The sequence below is a fragment of the Anaerotruncus rubiinfantis genome (genome assembly GCF_900078395.1).
Lineage (GTDB): Bacteria > Bacillota > Clostridia > Oscillospirales > Ruminococcaceae > Anaerotruncus > Anaerotruncus rubiinfantis.
In genome coordinates this window covers 77,571-99,378 of the sequence record NZ_FKLA01000008.1, presented here as the reverse complement: position 1 = coordinate 99,378, position 21,808 = coordinate 77,571, and the positions used below count along the sequence as shown (strand labels likewise).

The window sequence follows — 21,808 nt, the reverse complement described above, 5'->3', positions numbered from 1 at the left end:
ATTTTGCAGTACAATAAATGCTCAGAGAGCGGATTGAACAGCGGCGGCGCGCCCATGGGCGCGGTGAGGAAAGTCCGGGCTTCACAGGGCAGGATACCTGCTAACGGCAGGCCGAGGCGACTCGAGGGAAAGTGCAACAGAGAGATACCGCCGCCGTATCACCGGGGATTTCCCCGGCGGACGACGGCAAGGGTGGAAAGGCGGGGTAAGAGCCCACCGGAATGCAGGAGACTGCATTGCCATGTAAACCCTATCCGAAGCAACATCAGCTGGAACAATGCGGCGGCCCGCCGGGTTCCGAAAGATGGCTCGAGCCGCGCGGCAACGCGCGGCCTAGATAGATCGTTGTTCACGACAGAACCCGGCTTACAGATCCGCTTTCTGCAAAAGGTGAAAAAGCCCCTGCTGCGCAGGGGCTTTTTTATTTGCTCCATTGCGGCAACCCCTTACAAAATAGGGGCCTCGAACGGCCAGACTTCCAAATCCACCGCTGCGGCCCTCTCCAAACAAACTCCCCAAAAACGGCCGATATTCTAATTCGTGCCGCAGGCACTCCATATTCCAAATCCGCCGCTTTACGCGGCGGGTCGTCGCAGACGACACCAGTCAGGATGCAAAGGGCTGGCAAGCCCTTTGAACACGCGTCGACGCGCAGCGGCGCTCCGGCGCAGCCGGGCAGCGTGTTCTTTTTGGTTGTCCCACCGCATATCTTTTACCGATGGAGGTGAATGCAATGGGATCTTTTCTCTGGGGGATCGGGGCGTTTGTGGGGATCTATATCTTTATCATCCTGCTGCGGTCGGGACACTTTCTGCGCACACTCTGTTTTTCCGCAATCACTGGGAACGCCGCGCTCTTTGGTATCGGCTGGCTCGGTGCCTTCACAGGCGTGCTGCTTTCGGTCAATCTATTCACCGTCGCGGTGGCAACCATCCTGGGAATTCCCGGGGTGCTGGCAATGCTTATCCTGAAGTTGCTTTTCGCGGTTTGAACCGTTATAATGAAAGTTAAGAGCGAAACAGCGCGAGGAGTGAAAATATGGACGTTAAAATCATCGAAGGCACCGGGGATCTCTCGGACGCGCTTTTTGTGCGGGATGAGGTCTTTACAAAGGAACAGGGCTTTACCATTCCGGACGCGGATGAATTCGACGCGATTTCCATCCATGCGGTTCTTTACGATGGGGACAGGCCGGTAGCGACCGGTCGCACCTTTGCTGAAGAGGACTGCTGCTGGCACCTCGGCCGGATTGCGGTGCTGAAAAGCCATCGCGGTTTACAGCTTGGCCGCAGGGTGATGGAGGAACTTGAAAAGGTGGCGCGCAGCCACGGCGCAAAGCGTCTCAAATTGGGCGCGCAGCTTTACGCGATCCCGTTCTATCAGAAATGCGGGTTTGTCCCAACTGGGCACAGATTTTTTGAAGAATTCTGTGAACACGAGGACCTCGTCAAAGAGCTTTGAGCTGGGTGAAAAAAACAAAAAGCCGCTTCCGGGAAAACGGAAGCGGCCTTTTTATTTCTCTTTTACAGGTGCTTATTTCATGGCGGCGCTGATGAAATAAACCGCAAGCGTAACCACCACGAAAATGATGCCCGCATAACGGGTGGTGCGGACCATTGTCGCCTGCATGCTTCTGTTTTTGTTCTTGCCCAGGTAGGAAGACTCGTTCGAGCCGGACAGCGCGTTAAGCCCGCCGCCTTTGCCCTCCTGGAACATGACGGTGATCACAATAATGACAGCGGTAACCAGAATGATGATGCCGCCGATAATCTCAAAAACGTTCACTTTCCAAACCTCCGATTTTATAAATGCTATCAACTCGTAATATTTTACCATAACCAAACAAGCTTTGCAAGGGATTCCAAAATATTTTTTGCCATCCGGTATCTTTTATTCCGATATGCACATACTAGCATTGGTTTTTACTCCGAAACTGCGTTTGCACGGGGATGAAAACCCGAGCCGGACGGGTCTCCCGTCCGGCTTTTGGCGTGCTTCCCAACACGCGGACAGGGCCGGCTTGGTCCGGCACGCGCTCAAAGGGTCAGCTGTTCGCCCAAATCCTCCGCTTTTGGAAGCGCACCCGCCGCGGGCAGCGATTTCACCCTGAACCGGTGGGAATTGGAAACCAGATTTTCGTCAAACGGCCGCACCGATGCTACATAATGGTTCTTTTTGAGGGTCATAACCGCGACACCCTGGGTGCCGCGGGTAGCTTTCGCGCCAATGGCGCCGGTGTTCGCGATCAGCATCCGGCCATTTGACGCGGTGAGCAGGAACTCCCCATCCTGCGGAAGCTGGAACACCGCTGCCAGCGGCGAAGCGCTGCTATAGGCCCCAAGGAGTTTCTTCCGGTTGGTCTTTGTCTGATAGCTTGTCATCTCGACCTTTGCCGCTTTGCCGTTTTGGAAGAAGAAGATCATGTATCCGGCAAAATCGGTGGTGACCGCCATATAGATTGCGGCTTCACCTTCGTCCATGCCGAGTTTCGCGGGGATATAATCGCCCATGACGCTCGCCTTGGTGTCGTCGAAGTCGCTGGCTTTGGCTTTGTAAACCTGGGCCTTGTCGGTGAAAAACAGAAGTTCCGCGACATTCTGCGACTCCATTGTCAGGACGATCTCGTCGCCTTCCTTGAGCTTCTGCTCGCCGCTCATGCGCAGCGACTGCGGCGTGATCTTTTTAAAGTATCCCTCCCGCGTGAAGAAGAGATTCACCGGATAGTCGGCGGCCTCAGCCGTAATTTCGACCGCGTCCTCCTCTGTCGGGTAGTAAAGCAGCGAACGGCGCGGCTGGCCGAATTTCTTGCTGACCGCCCGCAGTTCCTCAATGATGATGGCACGAACCTTTTTGCGGTCAGCAAGAATGCCCTCCATCTCCGCGATGTCTTTCGTAAGCTGGTCAATCTCATCGGTGCGCTTTAGGATATATTCACGGTTTAACTGCCGCAGGCGGATCTCCGCGACGAATTCGGCCTGGGTTTCGTCGATGCCGAACCCAATCATCAGGTTCGGGACAACCTCTTTCTCCTCCTCCGTCTCGCGCACGATTTTGATCGCCTTGTCGATGTCGAGCAGGATTTTGCGCAGGCCCTTGAGCAGGTGCAGCTTTTCCTTTTTCTTTCCAAGTTCAAAATAAACCCGGCGGCGGATGCAACCCTCACGGAAGGCCGCCCATTCGTTGATGAGTTCCTTCACGCCGCAGACGCGCGGCATGCCGCCGATCAGGACGTTGAAGTTGCAGGAAAAGCTGTCCTCAAGCGGGGTCATCTTGTAGAGCTTGCGCATCAGCGCGTCCGGATCGACGCCGCGCTTGAGATCAAGGGTCAATTTGAGTCCAGAGAGATCGGTCTCGTCGCGCATGTCGGAGATTTCCCGGATCTTTCCGCCTTTCACCAGGTCGACGATCTTGTCCATGATCGCTTCAACCGTTGCGGTTGGCGGGATTTCAGTGATGTCGATGCAGTTCGAGCCCTTGTCATAGGTATAGCGCGAACGCACCTTCACGCCGCCGCGGCCGGTCGCATAGATCTGCCGCAGCTCCCGTTCATTGTGGACGATGTAGCCGCCACCCGGGAAATCCGGCGCGCGCAGCGTCTCAACGAGATCATGGTCAGGATTTTTAAGCACCGCAATGGTGGTCTCGCAGACCTCTGCCAGATTAAACGGACAGATCGACGAAGCCATACCGACCGCAATGCCCACGTTTGAATTGACGAGGATCGACGGAAAAGTCACCGGCAGCAAGGTCGGTTCCTTCATGGTGTTGTCATAGTTCGGGACAAAATCGACCGTATCGTAATCGATGTCCCGAAAAAGTTCAGTGCAGAGCGCGTCGAGCTTGACCTCGGTGTAACGGCTCGCGGCAAAAGCCATGTCGCGCGAATATGCCTTGCCGAAGTTGCCCTTGCTGTCCACATACGGATGCAGCAATGCCTCATAGCCGCGGGCGAGACGCACCATCGTCTCATAAATCGCCTGATCGCCGTGTGGGTTGAGGCGCATCGTCTGTCCAACCACATTCGCGGACTTGGTGCGCGCGCCGGTGAGCAGCCCCATCTTGTACATCGTGTAGAGCAGCTTTCGATGGGACGGCTTGAAACCGTCGATCTCCGGGATCGCGCGCGAAACGATGACGCTCATCGCATAGGGCATATAGTTTTTTTCCAGCGTTTCAACAATCGGCTGTTCGACCATAACGCCCGCGTTCTCAATGACCGCGGACGGGTCTTTCACCTTCTTGACTTCCTGTTTCTTCGGTCTTTTTGCTGCCAAACGATCAGCTCCAACTGTAAATGTTTTGCACGGTTTTTCCCCCGTTTAGGAAATATCTGCCAACTCAAGATACTGGTAGCCGTTCTCCGCGATGAACTCCTTGCGTCCCGCCAGGTTGTCCCCCAAAAGCAGATCAAACATCACAGAGGTCTGCTCCGCCTGCGACGGCGTCACCTTGATGAGCCGCCTGGTTTCCGGGTTCATGGTGGTCAGCCACATCATGTCCGCCTCGTTTTCGCCAAGGCCCTTCGACCGCTGGATGGTAAACTTCGCACTGCCGATTTTTGCGAGCGCATCGGCTTTTTCCTGTTCAGTATAGGCAAAATAGGTCTTATCTTTGGTCGTGATCTCATAAAGCGGCGACTCCGCGATGTAGACGCAGCCTTCCTCAATGAGGGTTGGCGCGAGCCGGTAGAGCATCGTGAGAATCAGGGTGCGGATCTGGAAGCCGTCGACATCGGCATCGGTGCAGATGACAATCTTATTCCAGCGCAGCCCCTTGAGGTCGAAGGAGGAGAGTTCCTTATTCGCTTTGGCGGTCACCTCCACGCCGCAGCCGAGCACTTTGAAGATGTCGGTGATGATCTCGTTTTTGAAGATCTTGTCGTACTCGGCCTTGAGGCAGTTGAGGATCTTGCCGCGCACCGGGATGATCGCCTGAAATTCGCTGTCGCGCCCCATTTTGCAGGAACCGAGCGCCGAATCGCCCTCCACGATGTAAATTTCCCGGCGGCTCACGTCCTTGGTGCGGCAGTCAACGAACTTCTGCACACGGTTGGACATGTCAATTGTGCCGGCGAGCTTCTTTTTGAGGTTTAACCGGGTGCGTTCCGCGTTCTCGCGGCTGCGCTTGTTGATGAGCACCTGCTCCGCGATACGCGAAGCCTCGTCCGGGTTTTCGATGAAGTAGACCTCCATCTGATGACGCAGGAATTCATTCATCGCCTCGTAGACGAATTTATTGGTGATCGCCTTCTTGGTCTGGTTCTCATAGGAGGTTTGGGTCGAAAAGTTTGACGACACCAGCACCAGGCAGTCCTCCACGTCCACAAAGGTGATCTTGCTCTCGCCCTTCGTATATTTCCCGGCGTTCTTGATGTAATTGTCGATCATGTAGGTAAATGCCAGCTTGACCGCTTTTTCCGGGCTGCCGCCGTGTTCGAGCCAACTTGAATTGTGGTAATATTCGGTGGTCTTCACCTTGTTCGAGAAGCAGAACGCCACCGAGAGCTTCACCTTGTATTCGGGCTTGTCCTCGCGGTCGCGGCCTTTGCGTTCGGCCTTCCAGAACTGCACCGGCGTGAGGGTTTCCTCCCCGGCCAGCTCGTGCACATAGTCGACAATGCCATTTTCATAGAGAAACTCCCGCTCCTCGAAACCGCTTTCGGTCTGGTTGCGCAGAATGAAGCGCACCCCGTCGTTGACGACCGCCTGCCGGCGGATGACGTCCGTATAGTAATCGAGCGGGATCGCAATGTCGGTAAACACCTGCAGATCCGGCTTCCAGCGGATCTTACTGCCTGTCTGACGGCGGCGGGTCTCCTCCTTATGGAGCCCCCCGACGTTCTCGCCATGTTCAAAATGCAGGGTGTATTTGCAGCCGTCGCGGTAGATCTCCACATCCATGTATTCGGACGCATATTGGGTCGCGCAAAGGCCCAGGCCGTTAAGCCCAAGTGAATATTCGTAGCTTTCGCCCTCGTTGGTTTGATATTTTCCGCCCGCGTAGAGTTCGCAGAAGACAAGCTCCCAGTTATATTTTTCCTCGCGCGGGTTATAGTCAACCGGGATGCCCCGGCCGAAATCTTCAATTTCGATCGACTGGTCCCGGTAGCGGGTGACGACGATCCTGTCGCCGTGGCCTTCGCGCGCTTCGTCGATCGAGTTCGAGAGGATCTCAAACATCGCGTGCTGGCATCCCTCCAGCCCGTCCGACCCAAAGATCACCCCCGGGCGGCGGCGGACGCGATCCGCGCCCTTTAAGGACGAAATACTTTCATTGCCATAATCTTTTGCCGTTTTTTTTGGCATCGCTTTGCCTCCATTTTTGCCGCTATGCGCGAAATCATACCCAATTATTATACCATGCCGGCCCAAAAAGTGCAAATAATGAGAACGGTGCCGCCGCAAATTTGCGGCGGCACCCGGTATTATTTGAAAAAGGCTCTGAACTTATCCAGGAATTTTTGCAGTCCGCCGCGCGGCGGCTCCTTCTGCGGGCGGCCCGCGCCGTGCACCGGATGCTCCTCCTGCTGCGCGGCCTTCTCCGCACGCACATACGCCAGCTTATAGAGGTCAATCTGGCTGTCGGTCGGCGGCCGGTCGTTCTTCACAAGGCTGTATGCTCCATTGGGAAGCAGGCGTTTCGCCTTCACATTGTCATTAAACTCCATCTCGAGCATCGACAGGATCCGTTTTTTGATCTGCTGGTCGTAGATCGGCGCGGCAACCTCAACCCGCCGTTCGGTATTGCGGGTCATGAAATCGGCCGACGAAAGATACATCCGGCTGCGCTCCGGCGTGCCGAACACATAAACCCGGCTATGCTCAAGAAAACGCCCGACGATGCTGATGACCTCGATGTTGTCGGTATAGCCCGGCACCCCGACCCGCAGGCAGCAGATGCCGCGAATGACCATGCGGATTTTGACCCCGGCTTTTGAGGCCTCGATCAACCGGTCGATGATATCCTTGTCGGTGAGTGAATTGATCTTTATCAGAATTTCAGCGGGCTTGCTCTCCAACGCGCAGCGGATCTCCTCGTCGATGTAGGTCAGCACCGCCGGCTTCATCGTGACCGGCGCGGCAATCAGATGCCGGGTGTCGCCCGCGGGATTATTCGTGAGGATGCCGCTGAAAATCTTGAGCCCGTCCTCGCCGAATTCCCGATTCGCGGTCATCAGGCACAGGTCGGTATAGAGTTTCGCGGTCGATTCGTTGTAGTTTCCGGTGCCCACCTGGGTGATGAAGCTCACCTTGCCGCCCACCTTGCGGGTGATGACCAGGAGCTTGGAATGCACCTTGTATTCGCCCAGGCCGTACACCACATTGACGCCCGCTTCCTCCAGCCGCTTCGACCAGATGATGTTGTTCTCCTCGTCGAAGCGCGCGCGCAATTCGACGACCACATGCACCTCCTTGCCGTTTTCCGCCGCCTTGATGAGCGCCGCGACGATCTGGCTTTCCTGCGCGACCCGGTAGAGGGTCATCTTGATGCTCAGCACCGCCGGATCTTCCGACGCCTCGACCAGAAGCGCGATGAACGGCTTCATGCTTTCATAGGGATAGGAGAGCAGGATATCGTGATCCTCAATCTGCGGGATGATCGGCCGGTCGGGCCGGATCATGGAGGACTGCTGCGGGGTAAGCGGCGGATAAAACAGCTCCTTCATTCCCTGCCGCTCAAAATGCGAACAAAGCTTAAAGCCAAACGACATATCGAGCGGCGTGTTCCCTCGGAAAACCCGCTCCTGCGTGAGTTCCAGCTTGCGGCAGAGCTGCTCGGCGATCGCCCCGGTCACCTGACCGAAAAATTCGATCCGCACCGGCATCAGCTTGCGGCGGTTCTTCACCAATTCCTCCATAACGCTGCGGTAATCCGCGTCGTGGTCATACATCGCCTCCTCGACGTTGATATCGGCATTGCGGGTGATGCGGAAAATGGTCTTGGCCACCACGACATAGTTCTGGAAGATATGCTCGCAGTATTTGAGCACCAATTCCTCAATCAGGACAAAGCGGTTCTTTTCAAACGGCAGATAAACGATCCTGTCAAATCCCGTCGAAACCGGGATGATCGCAATTTTTACAAACTCCCCTTTGGTTTGCAGCTGGGTGCAGATATAGGTTTCCTTATTCTTAAGGAAGGGGAACGGGTGGTGCTTATCGATGATCTGCGGCGAAAGGATCGGCAGGATCTCGGTGCGGAAATACCCTTCCAGGAAGGCTTCCTCCTCCTCGGTGAGCATATCCATATCCAGATGCACAATCCCGACCTGTTTAAGATCCTGCATCAGGCGGGCATAGGCCCCATCCTTTTTATCAATCAGCTCGCGCACCTGCGGAAAAATTGCTTCGAGCTGCTCGGCCGGGGTCATTTTGGACTTGTTGTCGACCGCCTGTGGTTCAAGCATCGACGCGTCGGTCAGGGTACCCACGCGGATCATAAAGAATTCGTCGAGATTGTTCGAAAAAATCGAGATGAATTTCAGCCTTTCAAGCAGCGGGATGGTCATGTCACAGGACTGCTCCAGCACCCGCTGGTTGAATTTGAGCCAGCTCAGTTCCCGATTCTGGTAGAGAATCGGCATCTCGTTGTTGTCCATCCGAAATTTCTCCTTTATTTTACAGGTTTTTTACAAAAAGAAAGGGAGCACTGCCATTCTGGCAATACTCCCTCACAGTTATTTCTTGTTGTTGAAGATTGACAGAATGTCAAAGAAATTATCATCTTCCTCGTCGTTCCCGGTGCCTGTCCCGTTTTCTCCGCCGGTCTTCACCGTGCTGTCAGCCGAAGCGCCCGGCTTGAAGCTGTAATTGGGGAGGCTGAAGTTCTTGTCATTGTCAAACCCGGTGGCAATGACCGTGACCTTCATCTCATCCTGGAGCGTGTCGTCGAAGGTCGCGCCCCAGATGAGGTTGACGTCCGGATGCGCCGCATCGTGAATCATCGAGGAAGCGACGTCGATGTCGTCGAGATCGATGTCCGGCGAAGCGGTGATGTTGACGATGACGCCTTTCGCACCGTTGATCGAAGTTTCGAGCAGCGGCGAGGAGATCGCCTTTTCAGCGGCCGCCTTCGCCTTATCCTTGCCGGATGCGGCGCCCACGCCCATATGCGCGTAGCCGGCGTCCTTCATGATCGCGGTGACGTCCGCGAAGTCCAGGTTGACCACGCCGGGGATATTTACCAGGTCGGAGATACTCTGCACGCCCTGTTTGAGCACATCGTCCGCGGCGGAGAAAGCATTCTGCAGGGTGATTTTTTCCTCGGAGATCAGCTTGAGGCGCTCATTGGGAATCACGAGCAGCGCATCCACATGTTCGCGCAGCGCGGTGACGCCCATCTCGGCCTGATCCATGCGGCGCTTGCCTTCAAAGTTGAACGGCTTTGTGACGATGCCGACGGTGAGAATTCCCATCTCATGCGCCACTTCCGCCACGACCGGGGCCCCGCCAGTTCCGGTTCCGCCGCCCATACCGGCGGTGATGAACACCATATCGGTGCCCTTGAGCGCCGAAGCAATCTCATCCCGGCTTTCCTCGGCGGCGCGTTGGCCCTTTTCCGGATTGCCGCCCGCGCCTTTTCCGCGGGTGAGCTTGTCCCCAATGTGAAGCTTATAGGTGGCCTGCGAAGTGAGCAGCGCCTGATTATCGGTATTGATCGAGATGAATTCCACGCTCTTCATACCCGACTGGACCATGCGATTGATTGCGTTCCCGCCGCCGCCGCCGACGCCGATTACCTTAATTGAGACGACATTCTCGCTCTCATCGTTTGCCATGTCGAAGTTCATTAACATCGCTGTTCCCCCTGTATCATCCATAAACTTTAAAAGTATGCATCAAAGCCCATCCGGACATCATCATAATTATACTATTAAGTATTATTCTATCAGATCGCTATGGGTAAATCAATAGAAATTCCTGATTCCAACGCAAAATGTGAATATTTCCCTCTCCTCTTCTCATGCCTGTTCATCCGCTTTCTGCGGCTCGGCCGAGGTCGCCTGAGAGGAGGATTCCGGCTGCTCCTTATCGTCGTTCGGAATCACTTCCAAAGGGTCGAAGGACGAGGACGGCTCGCTCGCAGAGGACGCTTGCGCCTCCGATGAAGCAGGTTTGCTGCTGGATGCTGAACCCGGTATGACTTCCAGCTCCGGGCTGTCCTTTGCGGGCGGCCTGTATTCCCCGCTGTCCTCCTGCGCGGCCTTCATCGCGTTCAGCCTGCGCTTTTGCAGTTCCTGTTCGATGCTACACGGGTCAACCCAGACCTCTTTGTCGATCGAAACGTCCAGGATTCCCTGGAAAGTGGGCTCCAGCTCGTCCTCGATCACTTTTTGTGCAAATTTCAGCTTATAGGGAAGGTTGGCCTGGCTGCCAAGCTCAATCATCACACGGTTGTCATAAACAAGCAGCATGTTGAGCCGATCGGTGAAATCCACCAGCGTGATCCGTTCAAACCCGGTTTCTTCAACCGCATCGACCAGACTTTTCAGCATGGCGTATCCGTCCTTTTCCACCGTGGCCGCCCGTTCGCGGCGCTGCTTATCGAGCTTCTTCGGGTCCACCTTTGCATCTTCCGAGGAACTCGCCGCCTTCTGGGAAGACGTTTCCTCCGATGAAGCGAACTGTTCCTCCGGCGCGACGATCTCCCCTTTCTGGGATATCTCGCCCAGGATACGTCCCACCGTATGATCGGAAAGGTACATGCCGGTGATCGCGGTCGTGCCCTCCGGCAGGGTCTGCGCACCCGTTTCCAGGATTTTTCCGTTCTGCCCGATCACCACATATCCGTCGTCCGACGCCACCGCGCCGAGCACCTTTGCCTGGGTGATTTCAATCGTCAGCTTCGGTGGAAATGTCCGTTTGAGATTCACCGCTTCCACATACGGATACTTTTCAGCCAGGCGCCTGGTCACGCCCTTCTCACTCACACAAAACAGGTTGTCCCCGATTTTGACGCCGGAGGTGTCGATGATTTCCTGCACGGCATATTTCGTGGTCCCGGTGACCTCCAGCTTTTCGATTTTAAAGAAAACCGTCAGCGAAAGGACCACCATGACCACGGCCGCCGCGAGCAGGATCAATATGTAATTGAGCGTCTGCCGCCCGGTCCGGCGGCGTTTGCGCCGCTGGCTGCCTTCGCCCGGTCGGGCGCGGCGCGGCGCGGCGAGCCAAATGAGAGGATCTTTTGCTTCATGGGGACTTCCTCCGGATTTTTAGACTTCCGTTTTCATTTTCCGTCAGCTTTCCCGGCGGATCGAAGCGCCGATATTGGAAAGGTTCTGTTCAAACTGTTCGTAGCCGCGGTCAATATGTTCAATCTGGTAGAGCGTGCTTTCACCCTGCGCCGCCAGAGCGGCCACCGCGAGCGCCGCGCCGCCGCGCAGGTCGGTGCAGTAGACGGTAGCGCTGTGCAGTTCCCGCACGCCCCGCACCACCGCGATACGCCCCTCCACCTTGATCTCAGCGCCCATGCGCTGCAGTTCCGGGACATATTTGTAGCGGTTTTCGAAGATATTTTCAATAAAGACGCTGGTGCCTTCCGCCACGCCTGCCAGCGCGACCAGCGGAGGCTGCGCGTCGGTTGGGAAGCCGGGATACGGCATTGTGCGCACCGAACCAAGCGCACGCAGCGGATGTTTTGCACAGATGCGGATCGTATCCGGCCGCACCGTGAGGTCGCAGCCCATCTCCTCAAAACAGGGCAGAATCGCTGAAAGGTGCTCGGAACAGACATCGGTCAGAGTCACATCACCACCGGTGACCGCCGCGCAGGAAAGGTAAGTCGCCGCCGCGATCCGGTCAGAGATCACCCGGTGATGGGCGGGATGCAGCTTCTGCACTCCCATAATATGCACATCGCCGCCGCGGGCGATGTGGATCCGAGCGCCGCAGGCATTGAGGAAGGACGCGAGGTCGGAAATTTCCGGTTCGCGCGCCGCGTTTTTGACGATCGTTTCGCCTTCGGCCAGACTGGCGGCAATCATGATGTTTTCGGTTGCGCCGACGCTGGGGAACGGCAGCGAAATCTTCGCGCCGCGCAGTTTGTTTTCGACGCGGCAGTCGAGGTATCCGTGGTCCTCCCGGATGGTGACTCCGAGCCGTTCAAGCGCCGCCAGATGCAGATCGATGGGACGCGGCCCAAGTTCGCATCCGCCCGGCAGGGAAATCCGCGCCTTGCCGCACTTCGCGATAATCGCGCCGAGAAAAACAATGGACGAGCGCATCATGCGCATCAGTTCGTCGGGGATGCAGCAGGAACAGTCCCGGCAGGGCCCTACAACGACACTGTCGCCTTCACGATGGGTGTCGCAGCCGAGATCGCCGAGGATATTGCATGCGGCGGTGACGTCGGTAAGCCGGGGGCAGTTATGTATGACACAGTCGCCCGGCAGCAGCGTCGCCGCCAGAATCGGTAATGCGGAGTTTTTCGCCCCGTGCACCCGCAGGGTTCCTTCCAGGCGTTTTTCGCCTTCGATCAACAGTTTTTCCATTTCACGCACCCTTTCGCATAGAACGAGGGTACGAGACCCCCTTGCAAAATCATATTATGCAATTGGGTGCCAAGGGGTGCTTTGCGCCTGTATGTCCCGCCGCAGCGCGGCGGGACGGTCTCATTTTTTGAAAAAACGGCTTTCAGGGCTTGGAAAGCAGCCCCGTAATCTCCTGATAAATGCGTTCGTTCGCGTCGATAATTGCCATGGACTGCGCGTTTTTCCCCAGCCGCCGGAGAGTGGCCGGGTCAGCGCAGAGGGATTCCACTGTATCGCGCAGAAGTTTTGGGGTGAGATCTTTCTCCTCGATCACCACAGCCGCGTCGTGCTCTGAAAGCACCATCGCGTTGTGATACTGATGGTTTTCCGCCACATTGGGAGACGGGATGAGCACCGACGCGGTGCCGCTCGCTTCAAGCTCGGTCAGGGTCATCGCTCCTGACCGGGAGATGACCAGGTCCGCCGCCGCCAGGCAGTCAGGCATGTCGTTAATATATTCGCGCACATCCAGCCCGGGGGCTTTCGCATCGACGCCCGCGGCCTCGAGCAGCTGCGGGAAGCGGTCTTTTTCATAAGAACCGGTCGCATGGATATGGTAGATGCCGCCGCGGTGCTGTTCCCAGGCCATCAGCCCGGCGACCGCTTCGTTCACACGCCGCGCGCCAAGGCTTCCTCCAAAGGACACGAGGCAGATCTGCCCTTCCCGCAAGCCAAGCTTTTGCCGCGCCTTTTCGCGGTTTGCAAAGATGATCTGTTCGCGCACCGGATTTCCAGTGACGATATATTCACGGCCCGCTGGTAGGAAACGTTTGGCCTCCTCCACCGAGATGAGCACCTTGTCCGCGGTGCGGGCAAGGATTTTTGTCGTCACGCCGGGGAACGCGTTTGATTCATGCGTGACCGTTTTAATCCCGAGCCTCGCGCCCTCGCGCAGAATCGGGCCGCTGACATAACCGCCGGTCCCCACAATGATATCCGGGCCAAACTGCTGGATCAGCCGTTTGGAGCGGCCCCAGGAAAGCGCAAGGCAACCCACCGCTTTCACATTATATTTGATGTTGAACCAGTTGAGCTGACGCTGAAAACCCATGATCTCAATCGGGAAGAAATCAAAGCCGGCGTTCGGCACCAGGCGCGCTTCCATCCCCTTTGGGTTTCCCGCAAAGAGAATCTCCGCGTTTGGCTGGCGGGCTTTTATAAAGTTCGCAACAGCGATCGCGGGATTGATATGTCCCGCCGTGCCGCCGCAGGCAAAAAGGATTTTCATGCTGTCAAAGCCCTCCATTGCTGATGTTTTGCCGTCCAGTATCGGGATGCGCCAAAGCCTGTGGAGGAATCCGCAGGCTTTTTGCGTGTTCTACTCTTTCTCGATGCTCGACTGCCGCGAGACCGAAAGGATAACCCCCATCTGACATAGTAACATAACCAGCGCCGTACCTCCATAGGAAAAGAACGGCAAACTGATGCCGGTGTTGGGGACGGTATTGCTGACAACCGCAATATTGAGGATTGTCTGCACGCCGACCTGGGTGGTGAGTCCAACCGAGAGCATCGAGCCGAACCGGTCGCGGCAGCGCATCGCAATGACATAGCCGCGCCAGACAAGTAGCACAAAGATCAGGATGATGATCGCCGCGCCGATGAAACCAAGTTCCTCACAGACAACCGAGAAAACGAAATCGTTCTGCGGTTCCGGCAGATAGAGGTGCTTTTGGCGGGAATTGCCGATGCCGACCCCCATAAGCCCGCCCGAACCGATCGCGTAAAGGGACTGGATGGTCTGGTAACCCGCGCCCTGCGGCGCGTCCCATGGGTTGATCCAGTAGATAAATCGTGATTCCGCGTATTCGACCACGCCTGGTATGAGGACCATGACGATGATGCCGCCGATGAGCAGGCCTCCGCCCAGCATGAACCATTTGATATCGGTGCCGCCGACAAACATCATAACGATGCCGATCGAAACGATCAGGATGGTGCCGGACAGATGCGGCTCAAGCAGCATGAGCAGCGCGATCACGCCCATGATTCCCAAAAAAGGCCAGACGCCGTATTTCGGGTCCTTCATTTTTTCGTAGTTGATTGAAATCAGGTGGGCAAACAGTACCACAAGCGCAAATTTTGCAAGCTCGGACGGCTGGAAAGTGGTAAATCCAAGGTTGATCCAGCGTTTTGCGTCTGACCGGTATGGAAAAACAAGCGCGAAGATGAGCAGGAAGATGGTGCCCGCGAAGATCGGGAGCGCCAGCCGGTGCAGAATATGGTAATCGATCCTTGAGATGATCAGCATCATGATCACGCCCACAATTGCGAAAAAGAGCTGGCGGGAAATGTAATAGAAGCTGTTCCCGTCGTGGTAATATGCATAGGCGTAGCTCGCTGAAAACAGCATGATCAGCCCGATCGAAAGCAGCAGCAGGACCAGAATCAAAAAGGTAAGGTCCATCCCGGCCTTTTCGGTTTTTACCCGCGCCTTCTTGCCTGCCCGGCCAAACGGCTGTGCACGTTCCATCGTACGCCCCCTTTCATAGTTTAAAGCCCGGTTTTTAAAGCAGCATTACCGAAAAAATTGCCAGAATGCCGCCCGCCAGCGCCACCAGGGAAAAAGCGCTGACAATCTTGATCTCACTCCAGCCCGACATCTCGAAGTGATGATGGATCGGGCTCATTTTGAAGATGCGTTTGCCGTGGGTCAGCTTGAAGTAGGTCACCTGCAGCATGACCGAAAAGGCTTCGCACCAGTAGACCACGCCGGTGAGGATGAGCAGCAGTGGCAGTCCCACGTCGAACGCAAGCGCCACCACCAGTCCGCCCAGAAAAAGCGAGCCGGTGTCCCCCATGAACACCTTTGCCGGATAGAAGTTCCACACCAGAAAGCCGAGCGTTCCGCCCGCGAGCGCCGCGGACATGAGCCCCGCCTGCGCGTAGCTGAGCACGCCGGAAATCACCAGCATGACAAGCGCATAGACAAAGGTGACCGAGGAAGCCAGCCCGTCGATGCCGTCAGTCAGATTGACCGCGTTTACAAAACCAGTGATCACAATCATTGCAAGCGGGTAATAAAGAAGCCCCAGGTCAAGCTGCCCGATAAACGGGATCACCACCACCGTTGACCGTTCGCCCGCAAGGTAGAGCATCGACAGGTAAAACACCCCGATGATCAGCTGCATCAGGTATTTCTGGCGGGCGGTCAGTCCGAGGTTTCGCTTCTTCACGACCTTGATATAGTCGTCCAGAAAGCCCACCGCCCCAAACGCGAGCGCCATCACCATTCCGGCGAACAGCTTGATCGTCCCCATCGAATCGATCCGCATTGCCTGGTCGGAGAGCAGCAGGGTGGCGTAGCCAACCACAACAGCTATTGTAACACCGATTACGAACATTATGCCGCCCATAGTCGGGGTTCCCTGTTTCTTTTTATGCCACGCGGGACCGATGTCCAGGATCGTCTGGCCATATTTAAGCCTGCGCAGAAACGGAATCAACACAATCCCCAGCGCGGCCGAAACAAAAAACGCGACCAGGGTGGTAAGTATCAACACGGTTGTGTTTTGCATATTTTGTCGTTCTCCTCACTGTACAGTCCTTGCAGAAGCTCCTCAAAATGCATTCCATGGCTTGCTTTGAACCAGATGACCGCCCCGGCCCCGAGCTTTTGCATGAGCGCGTCAAGCAACGCGCCTTTTGTTTCAAAATGGCGGGCGTCGATCTTCCCGCCGGCCGCTTTGGCGCCTTCCACATAATACCGCGCCAGCGGTCCGTACGCAAGCAGGAGATCGATTCCATTTTCTTCCGCACAGCGGCCGATCCCGATATGAGCCGCCTCGGAGATCTCTCCAAGTTCCAGCATGTCTCCCAGCACGGCGATCCGCCTGCCTTCACAGGGATAGGCTCCAAGCGTTTGCAAAGCGGCGCGCATCGAGTCGGGCGAGGCGTTGTAGCAGTCCTCCACCACTGTGCAGCCCTTCCACGCCACGATCTTTTGGCGCATACCGGATGGCGCATAATTTTGCAGAGCCGCCGCGCAGTCTTCCAGAGGGATATCGAGCGCGTGCCCGGCGGCGAACGCCGCCAGCGCGTTTAAGACGTTGTGCCGCCCGACGCACGGGATGCGTACAGGCAGTTCCTTACCGTTATAACACAGAATGAACGCGGTTTCGGTCGAATCCGCGCGGATATCGCGGGCGGTGTAATCGCAGGCGGGATTCTCAATGCCGTAAAACCGCAGATCAAGCCGGGGGATTTTTACCTGGGAGAGCAGATCGTCGTCCCCGCAGAGGATGAGCGGCGCGCCGTCCGGCAGCGCCCCCGCAAGTTCGAGCTTTGCTTTGCAGATATTCTCCCGGCTGCCGAGCTGTTCGATGTGGCTCACGCCGATGTTGGTGATGATCCCGACGGTCGGCTGGGCCACCGCCGCGAGCGCCTCAATTTCTCCCATTCCCTGCATGCCCATCTCGATGACTGCCGCCTCATAGCTGCGGTCGAGCCCAAGCAGGGTTTTCGGCAGGCCAATCTCATTGTTGAAGTTGCCTGCCGTCTTAAGGGTCTTGTAGCCCGCCGCGATCACCGCCGCGACCATGTCCTTGGTCGTCGTTTTTCCCACACTGCCGGTGATCCCGACACACCGCACGGAAAACATCGCACGGTAGGCGCGGCCAATGGCCATGAGGGCCTTCTCGGTATCCTCCACATAGAGCACGCGGTCACTGCCATAATCCCGGCGCTCGTGCGCGACAGCATAGGCCGCGCCGCCCGCGAGCGCCTGCGTGATATAATCGTGGCCGTTAAAACGTTCACCCGTGAGCGCTACAAAAAGGCAGCCCTCCGGCAGGTCGCGCGAATCGGTCGAGAGATCGGTAATCACCCCGTCCCATTCGCCTAGGGCACCGATTGCTGCGGCAATCTGCCGCATGGTCATAGCTTCCAATGGGGATTACCCCTTTCGTTTTCGTTCCAGGATCTCCGCGACGATCTTCTTTTCATCGAAGCAGATCGTCTCGCCGTGCAGCACCTGGTAGTCCTCATGGCCCTTTCCCGCCAGGATCAGGATGTCGTCCGGGCGGCAGTTGTCGAGCGCCCATTCGATCGCTTTGTAACGGTCGGGTATGATCTCATGGGGCGTATCCGGATGGGCGTCGAGCCCAGGCATCGCGTCCCCGATGATCTGCATCTCATCCTCATCGCGCGGGTTATCCGACGTGAGGATCACGAAATCCGAGAGCGACGCAACAATATCCGCCATGATCTTCCGCTTGGTGCGGTCGCGGTTGCCCGCGCAGCCAAACAGGGTCACCACCCGGCCCTTTGCAAACTTCTTCATAGTGGTAATAATCTTCTCAAGACCATCCGGGCTGTGCGCATAGTCACGGATGATCGTGAACGGCAGCCCGACAGGAAGCACTTCAATCCGCCCAACCACACCGCGGCAGGTGCAAAGGCCGTTTGCCACCTCATCGAGGCTGAGCCCCAGCGGCAGACACGCGACCCCGGCGGCCAGCGCGTTGGAAACCGAAAAATCCCCGGGGATCGGCAGTTTGACCCGCGCGAGTTTTTCCCCGCCCACCAGCATGAATTTGCTGCAGTCCGGGAAGGATTCGATGTTCTTTGCGGTGTAATCCGCGGCGTCGTTGCCGGCTGAGAAAGAAATCTTGTCACAGCCGATCTCTTCAAATAGCCGCGCGCCATAGGCGTCGTCCAGATTTACGACAGCCGTATCACACAGCGAGAAGAGCTTCTTCTTCGCGTGGTAGTAGTTCTCCATGTCATGATGGTAGTCGAGGTGGTCCTGCGTGAGGTTGGTGAAAATCGCTACTTTATAGTGCAGTCCCGCCAGCCGTTTCTGGTCGAGCGCATGGGAAGAGCACTCCATTACAACACAGTCGCAGCCTGCCCGGACCATCCGGTCGAGCATGCTGTGCAGTGCGAGCGGATCGGGAGTGGTGTGTTTGGCGGGCAGAGTGATGTCCGCGATCTCATTTTGAATGGTGCCGATGAGCCCCACCTTTTTGCCCGCGGATTCAAGGATGTGCTTTAACATGTTGGTAACTGTCGTCTTGCCGTTGGTCCCGGTCACACCGATCAGCGTGAGTTTTTGCGCGGGATTCCCATACCAGTTCCCGCAGATTGCCCCATAGGCATAGCGGCTGTCCGGGACAATCACCTGGTTTTCGAGGCCCAGGTCCCGCTGTACGACAACCGCTGCCGCACCGGCGGCAAGCGCTTCGACCGCATGGTCGTGGCCGTCGAATTTGCCGCCTTTGATGCAGATAAAAAGATTCCCTTTTTCAATCTGTCTGGAATCGGCTGTCACGCCGCTGATTTCACAGTCCTGGAGCTGGCCCACATAGTCAAGCCCCTGCAGCAGCACGGATAAACGCATTCATATCGCCTCCCGTATTTATTTACGCGCCGGGCTTCTCTTCATCCACCCAGGGATTTGTCAATAAACTCGACGGTGACGACCGTACCCTTGGCGACCAGTTCTCCCGCCGCCGGGGTCTGGGACGCCGCCACACTCACCGAGCCTTCGATTCCGGTCCCGCTGGCCGCGAAGTTGAGCCCCGCGTCGACGATCGCCTTGTTGGCCGCCGCCCCGCTCAGGCCCACGACATCCGGCACCGTCACATCGCCCTCTTCGGATTCCTCCTCGGTATAGAGCATGACTTTGCCATCCTTCGGGATCGCTTCCATAATGCCGGGCACCTGCCGCACAACGGTCGTTCCGCTGCCGATGGTCTGGAATTTGAGGCCCGCGATACGCAGGACCGATTCCGCGTCGTGGATGTCAAGATTGGTTACATTCGGGGTCTGGGTAGCAACGTTCTCCAGTTCCTCCTGGGTGTACTGCGGCTCGATACCGACATATGGCAGCACATCCGCCAGAATGGAACCGACAACCGGCGCCGCAACGGTCGAACCGTACGCATTGATAAGATCGGGTTCGTCAAGCAGCACAAGGCAGGCAATCTGCGGGTCGTCCACCGGCGCGAAGCCCAAAAATGAAAGGATATTTTTCTTTTTTCCAGTCTGGTTTTCCAAGTCGATCTTTTCGGAGGTGCCGGTTTTTCCGCCCACCCGGTAACCGGGGATACGGGCCTGTTTACCGGAGCCTTCGGTAACAACCTGTTCCAGCATCAGGCAGAGTTCCTTCGAAATGTCCTCCGAGATGACCTGCCGCTTGACGGTCGGCTCGGTGGTGGAGACGACGTTGCCCTGGCTGTCGATCACCTGTTTGACCACATACGGCTGCATGAGTTTGCCGCCGTTGATGGCAGCCGAAGCCGCCGTAATCAGCTGAATTGGGGTGACCTTGAAGGTCTGCCCAAACGACGCGGATGAAAGCTCCGCGATGCCCATCTTGTTAGCCGGATAGTAAATGCTGTTCGCCTCGCCGGGCAGGTCAATGCCAGTGCCTTCGGTGAGTCCGAAATTCGCAAAATAGTCCGAGAACCGGGTCACGCCCATCTTTTGTCCAATCTCAATGAAAGCGGGGTTACAGGAATTTTTGACCGCTTCCACAAAATTTTGCTGGCCGTGTCCTTCGCCGCGGCTGGAAATCCAGCAGTCGATCCGGCGGCCCGCAACTTCTTTATATCCCGGGCAGTAGAAGGTGCTGTTCGCATTTGAAGTCCCGGATTCGAGCGCACCCGCCGCGGTGATGATCTTAAAGACCGACCCCGGCTCATACGGGTCTGAGATGGCCTTGTTGCGCCACTGGGCGAACTGCGCGTCCCCAACCGCCTTCTTGTATTGCTCCTTGGTTTCAACCGTATTGAGCTCTTCAAGCTCCTCCAGCGCCGCCTGGTCGAAGATGGCATAGGCGTCGTTCGGATCAAAATCCGGTTTGGTCGCCATCCCCAGGATGGCGCCGGTTTTGACATCCATCACGATTCCGACCGCGCGCTCCTCCACCTTATGCTCCTGCACCGCGATCTCCAGGTTCTTTTCGAGGTAATGCTGGATCGTCTCGTCGATGGTCAGCACGAGCGAATTTCCGTCCTGCGGGTCATAGACCTGCTCATACTGCAGCGACATCGAAACGCCGCCCGCGTTCCGGAGTGAAACGGTGCGGCCAGGCGTACCGGCCAGGGTTTTCTCGTAATAAGATTCCAGCCCGGCACCGCCTTTATTCTCCTTATTGGTGAATCCGAGCACGGTAGCGGCAAAATTCCCATAGGGGTAATAACGTCGGGTATCCACCTCAAGCGAAACGCCGCCGATGCCGTTCTCCTGCACATACTTGGTGATCGCGTCCGCCTCGGGCTTTTCCACCTTGGTCTTGATGCGTTCGTAATAGCTTTTTTTATTAGAAATCTTTTTGCGGACATATTCCTCATCGAGGCCCAGAATCTTGGTCATGCCATCGACAATCGCATCCGCCTGCGTTTCGCTTGTAATCGACGCCGGCGAAACGCACACCGTCCAGACATTCGCGCTCTCCGCAAGGGTCTTGCCGTTTGCGTCGTAGATCGCGCCGCGCTTCGCGCCGATCTCCTGTGACCGCAGCTGCTGCTGGAGCGCCGCGTTCTGGAGCGCGTCGCCTTCGATGATCTGCAATTTAAAAAGCTGGTGCAAAACCACGCAAAAGCCAAATACAATCATGCCCACCAGGACGATGATCATGCGGCTTTTCATGCGGTAGCCGGGCGTTTTTGCCATAATATGATACCAGTTCTTTCTGTAGAATGTTGTCGCCTGAAATCCCGAAAGTGAGGAAAGCAAGAAGTATAGCGGGCTTTACACATCCCTTTTATGCTTCTTGCTTTCACGCCATACGTATATTCAAATGTATATTTTACTCTTGCGGGATGTATTCCTTCACTTTCGCAATTGCCAGACGGATCTGGTCGAGGAGGGTCTTTTTCGGCGACTGCTGGGTCAATTCGATCTTGTCCCCTTCGCTCAGGTCCACATAGGTGATCTGCTGCTTGTCCATCGTGGACATCCCCAGCTTCTGAGAAGCATATTCCTCAACATTGCGCAGCGAAACCTTCGATTCCAGTTCCGCCGCCAGCCTGGTCTGTTCGCTCTTCATTTCGGTGAGATTCGCATTCGCCTGGCTGATCTGCAGATCCAGCTCGGTGAGGACCGCGCGGCTGTAAAGCATTGTGACCACGACCAGAGCGACCAAAGAAAGTGCCGCGACCACCTTCACCGCGTACATGACCTTTGCTTTGGCGCGGGCCTGTTCGCTGGGGCGTTTCACCACGAGGGCAGGCTTTCTGACGCGTACGCGGGGTTTGGTTTCAAAGCGTTTGAGATCGTAGGCAGCGGAACTTGTGCCAATGATATAACGCGTTTGCAAAGCCATCTTCC

16 protein-coding genes and 1 other RNA gene are annotated in these 21,808 nt (G+C 56.5%); 3 read left to right on the top strand and 14 right to left on the bottom strand.

The window, feature by feature from the left end; translation table 11 throughout:
• The first annotated feature begins 25 nt into the window (after window positions 1–25).
• From rnpB to BN4275_RS02705, 3 genes are all read left to right on the top strand, one after another.
• Window positions 26–385: RNase P RNA component class A (rnpB, locus tag BN4275_RS02715), an RNA gene on the top strand.
• A gap of 348 nt (window positions 386–733) precedes the next feature.
• Window positions 734–991: a pro-sigmaK processing inhibitor BofA family protein gene (locus BN4275_RS02710; RefSeq protein WP_066453509.1), complete on the top strand. Its 258-nt coding sequence runs from the start codon at window positions 734–736 to the stop codon at window positions 989–991.
• 47 nt (window positions 992–1,038) lie between these two features.
• Window positions 1,039–1,461 (top strand): GNAT family N-acetyltransferase, encoded by a 423-nt coding sequence (locus BN4275_RS02705; protein WP_066453507.1) that lies wholly within the window; start codon window positions 1,039–1,041, stop codon window positions 1,459–1,461.
• Window positions 1,462–1,533: 72 nt separating this feature from the next.
• Here the strand turns inward: BN4275_RS02705 and secG are convergent, their stop codons facing one another.
• From secG to BN4275_RS02635, 14 genes are all read right to left on the bottom strand, one after another.
• Entirely contained in the window at window positions 1,534–1,785 is a 252-nt protein-coding gene (gene secG / locus BN4275_RS02700; protein ID WP_066453505.1) for a preprotein translocase subunit SecG, read from the bottom strand.
• Between the two features lie 251 nt (window positions 1,786–2,036).
• Complete coding sequence (locus BN4275_RS02695) at window positions 2,037–4,274, bottom strand: DNA gyrase subunit A (protein ID WP_066453503.1); 2,238 nt, start codon at window positions 4,272–4,274, stop codon at window positions 2,037–2,039.
• Between the two features lie 45 nt (window positions 4,275–4,319).
• On the bottom strand, window positions 4,320–6,305 hold the full coding sequence (locus BN4275_RS02690; RefSeq protein WP_066453500.1) for a DNA gyrase/topoisomerase IV subunit B: 1,986 nt from the start codon (window positions 6,303–6,305) through the stop codon (window positions 4,320–4,322).
• A 119-nt stretch (window positions 6,306–6,424) separates the two neighbouring features.
• Window positions 6,425–8,599, bottom strand: a complete 2,175-nt coding sequence (gene ppk1, locus BN4275_RS02685) for a polyphosphate kinase 1 (RefSeq protein WP_079988021.1) — start codon at window positions 8,597–8,599, stop codon at window positions 6,425–6,427.
• A gap of 78 nt (window positions 8,600–8,677) precedes the next feature.
• Entirely contained in the window at window positions 8,678–9,796 is a 1,119-nt protein-coding gene (gene ftsZ / locus BN4275_RS02680; protein WP_079988020.1) for a cell division protein FtsZ, read from the bottom strand.
• Between the two features lie 165 nt (window positions 9,797–9,961).
• On the bottom strand, window positions 9,962–11,056 hold the full coding sequence (locus BN4275_RS02675; RefSeq protein WP_161940173.1) for a cell division protein FtsQ/DivIB: 1,095 nt from the start codon (window positions 11,054–11,056) through the stop codon (window positions 9,962–9,964).
• 183 nt (window positions 11,057–11,239) lie between these two features.
• Window positions 11,240–12,493 (bottom strand): UDP-N-acetylglucosamine 1-carboxyvinyltransferase, encoded by a 1,254-nt coding sequence (murA, locus tag BN4275_RS02670; RefSeq protein ID WP_066453494.1) that lies wholly within the window; start codon window positions 12,491–12,493, stop codon window positions 11,240–11,242.
• A gap of 142 nt (window positions 12,494–12,635) precedes the next feature.
• Complete coding sequence (gene murG, locus BN4275_RS02665; protein WP_066453487.1) at window positions 12,636–13,760, bottom strand: undecaprenyldiphospho-muramoylpentapeptide beta-N-acetylglucosaminyltransferase; 1,125 nt, start codon at window positions 13,758–13,760, stop codon at window positions 12,636–12,638.
• A 90-nt stretch (window positions 13,761–13,850) separates the two neighbouring features.
• Window positions 13,851–15,005 (bottom strand): putative lipid II flippase FtsW, encoded by a 1,155-nt coding sequence (ftsW, locus tag BN4275_RS02660; protein WP_079988019.1) that lies wholly within the window; start codon window positions 15,003–15,005, stop codon window positions 13,851–13,853.
• Window positions 15,006–15,039: 34 nt separating this feature from the next.
• Window positions 15,040–16,050: a phospho-N-acetylmuramoyl-pentapeptide-transferase gene (gene mraY / locus BN4275_RS02655; protein ID WP_066453485.1), complete on the bottom strand. Its 1,011-nt coding sequence runs from the start codon at window positions 16,048–16,050 to the stop codon at window positions 15,040–15,042.
• Window positions 16,029–17,411 carry a UDP-N-acetylmuramoyl-tripeptide--D-alanyl-D-alanine ligase gene (locus tag BN4275_RS02650; protein ID WP_079988018.1) on the bottom strand — a complete coding sequence of 461 codons (1,383 nt, stop codon included), beginning with the start codon at window positions 17,409–17,411 and terminating at the stop codon, window positions 16,029–16,031. Before BN4275_RS02650 ends, mraY begins: the two co-directional genes overlap by 22 nt.
• A gap of 15 nt (window positions 17,412–17,426) precedes the next feature.
• Window positions 17,427–18,872 carry a UDP-N-acetylmuramoyl-L-alanyl-D-glutamate--2,6-diaminopimelate ligase gene (locus BN4275_RS02645; protein WP_066453481.1) on the bottom strand — a complete coding sequence of 482 codons (1,446 nt, stop codon included), beginning with the start codon at window positions 18,870–18,872 and terminating at the stop codon, window positions 17,427–17,429.
• 41 nt (window positions 18,873–18,913) lie between these two features.
• The gene (locus BN4275_RS02640; protein ID WP_066453478.1) at window positions 18,914–21,151 is read right to left on the bottom strand and encodes a penicillin-binding transpeptidase domain-containing protein; all 2,238 of its coding nucleotides are present in this window, start codon (window positions 21,149–21,151) and stop codon (window positions 18,914–18,916) included.
• Between the two features lie 136 nt (window positions 21,152–21,287).
• Complete coding sequence (locus BN4275_RS02635) at window positions 21,288–21,797, bottom strand: hypothetical protein (RefSeq protein WP_066453477.1); 510 nt, start codon at window positions 21,795–21,797, stop codon at window positions 21,288–21,290.
• Window positions 21,798–21,808: the final 11 nt, after the last annotated feature.

Coding starts and splice junctions, on each gene's coding strand:
- BN4275_RS02710 (WP_066453509.1), top strand. CDS start 734: ATGGGATCTTTTCTCTGGGGGATCGGGGCGTTTGTGGGGATCTATATC.
- BN4275_RS02705 (WP_066453507.1), top strand. CDS start 1,039: ATGGACGTTAAAATCATCGAAGGCACCGGGGATCTCTCGGACGCGCTT.
- BN4275_RS02690 (WP_066453500.1), bottom strand. CDS start 6,305: ATGCCAAAAAAAACGGCAAAAGATTATGGCAATGAAAGTATTTCGTCC.
- ppk1 (WP_079988021.1), bottom strand. CDS start 8,599: ATGGACAACAACGAGATGCCGATTCTCTACCAGAATCGGGAACTGAGC.
- ftsZ (WP_079988020.1), bottom strand. CDS start 9,796: ATGTTAATGAACTTCGACATGGCAAACGATGAGAGCGAGAATGTCGTC.
- BN4275_RS02675 (WP_161940173.1), bottom strand. CDS start 11,056: ATGGTGGTCCTTTCGCTGACGGTTTTCTTTAAAATCGAAAAGCTGGAG.
- murA (WP_066453494.1), bottom strand. CDS start 12,493: ATGGAAAAACTGTTGATCGAAGGCGAAAAACGCCTGGAAGGAACCCTG.
- murG (WP_066453487.1), bottom strand. CDS start 13,760: ATGAAAATCCTTTTTGCCTGCGGCGGCACGGCGGGACATATCAATCCC.
- ftsW (WP_079988019.1), bottom strand. CDS start 15,005: ATGGAACGTGCACAGCCGTTTGGCCGGGCAGGCAAGAAGGCGCGGGTA.
- mraY (WP_066453485.1), bottom strand. CDS start 16,050: ATGCAAAACACAACCGTGTTGATACTTACCACCCTGGTCGCGTTTTTT.
- BN4275_RS02650 (WP_079988018.1), bottom strand. CDS start 17,411: ATGACCATGCGGCAGATTGCCGCAGCAATCGGTGCCCTAGGCGAATGG.
- BN4275_RS02645 (WP_066453481.1), bottom strand. CDS start 18,872: ATGCGTTTATCCGTGCTGCTGCAGGGGCTTGACTATGTGGGCCAGCTC.
- BN4275_RS02640 (WP_066453478.1), bottom strand. CDS start 21,151: ATGGCAAAAACGCCCGGCTACCGCATGAAAAGCCGCATGATCATCGTC.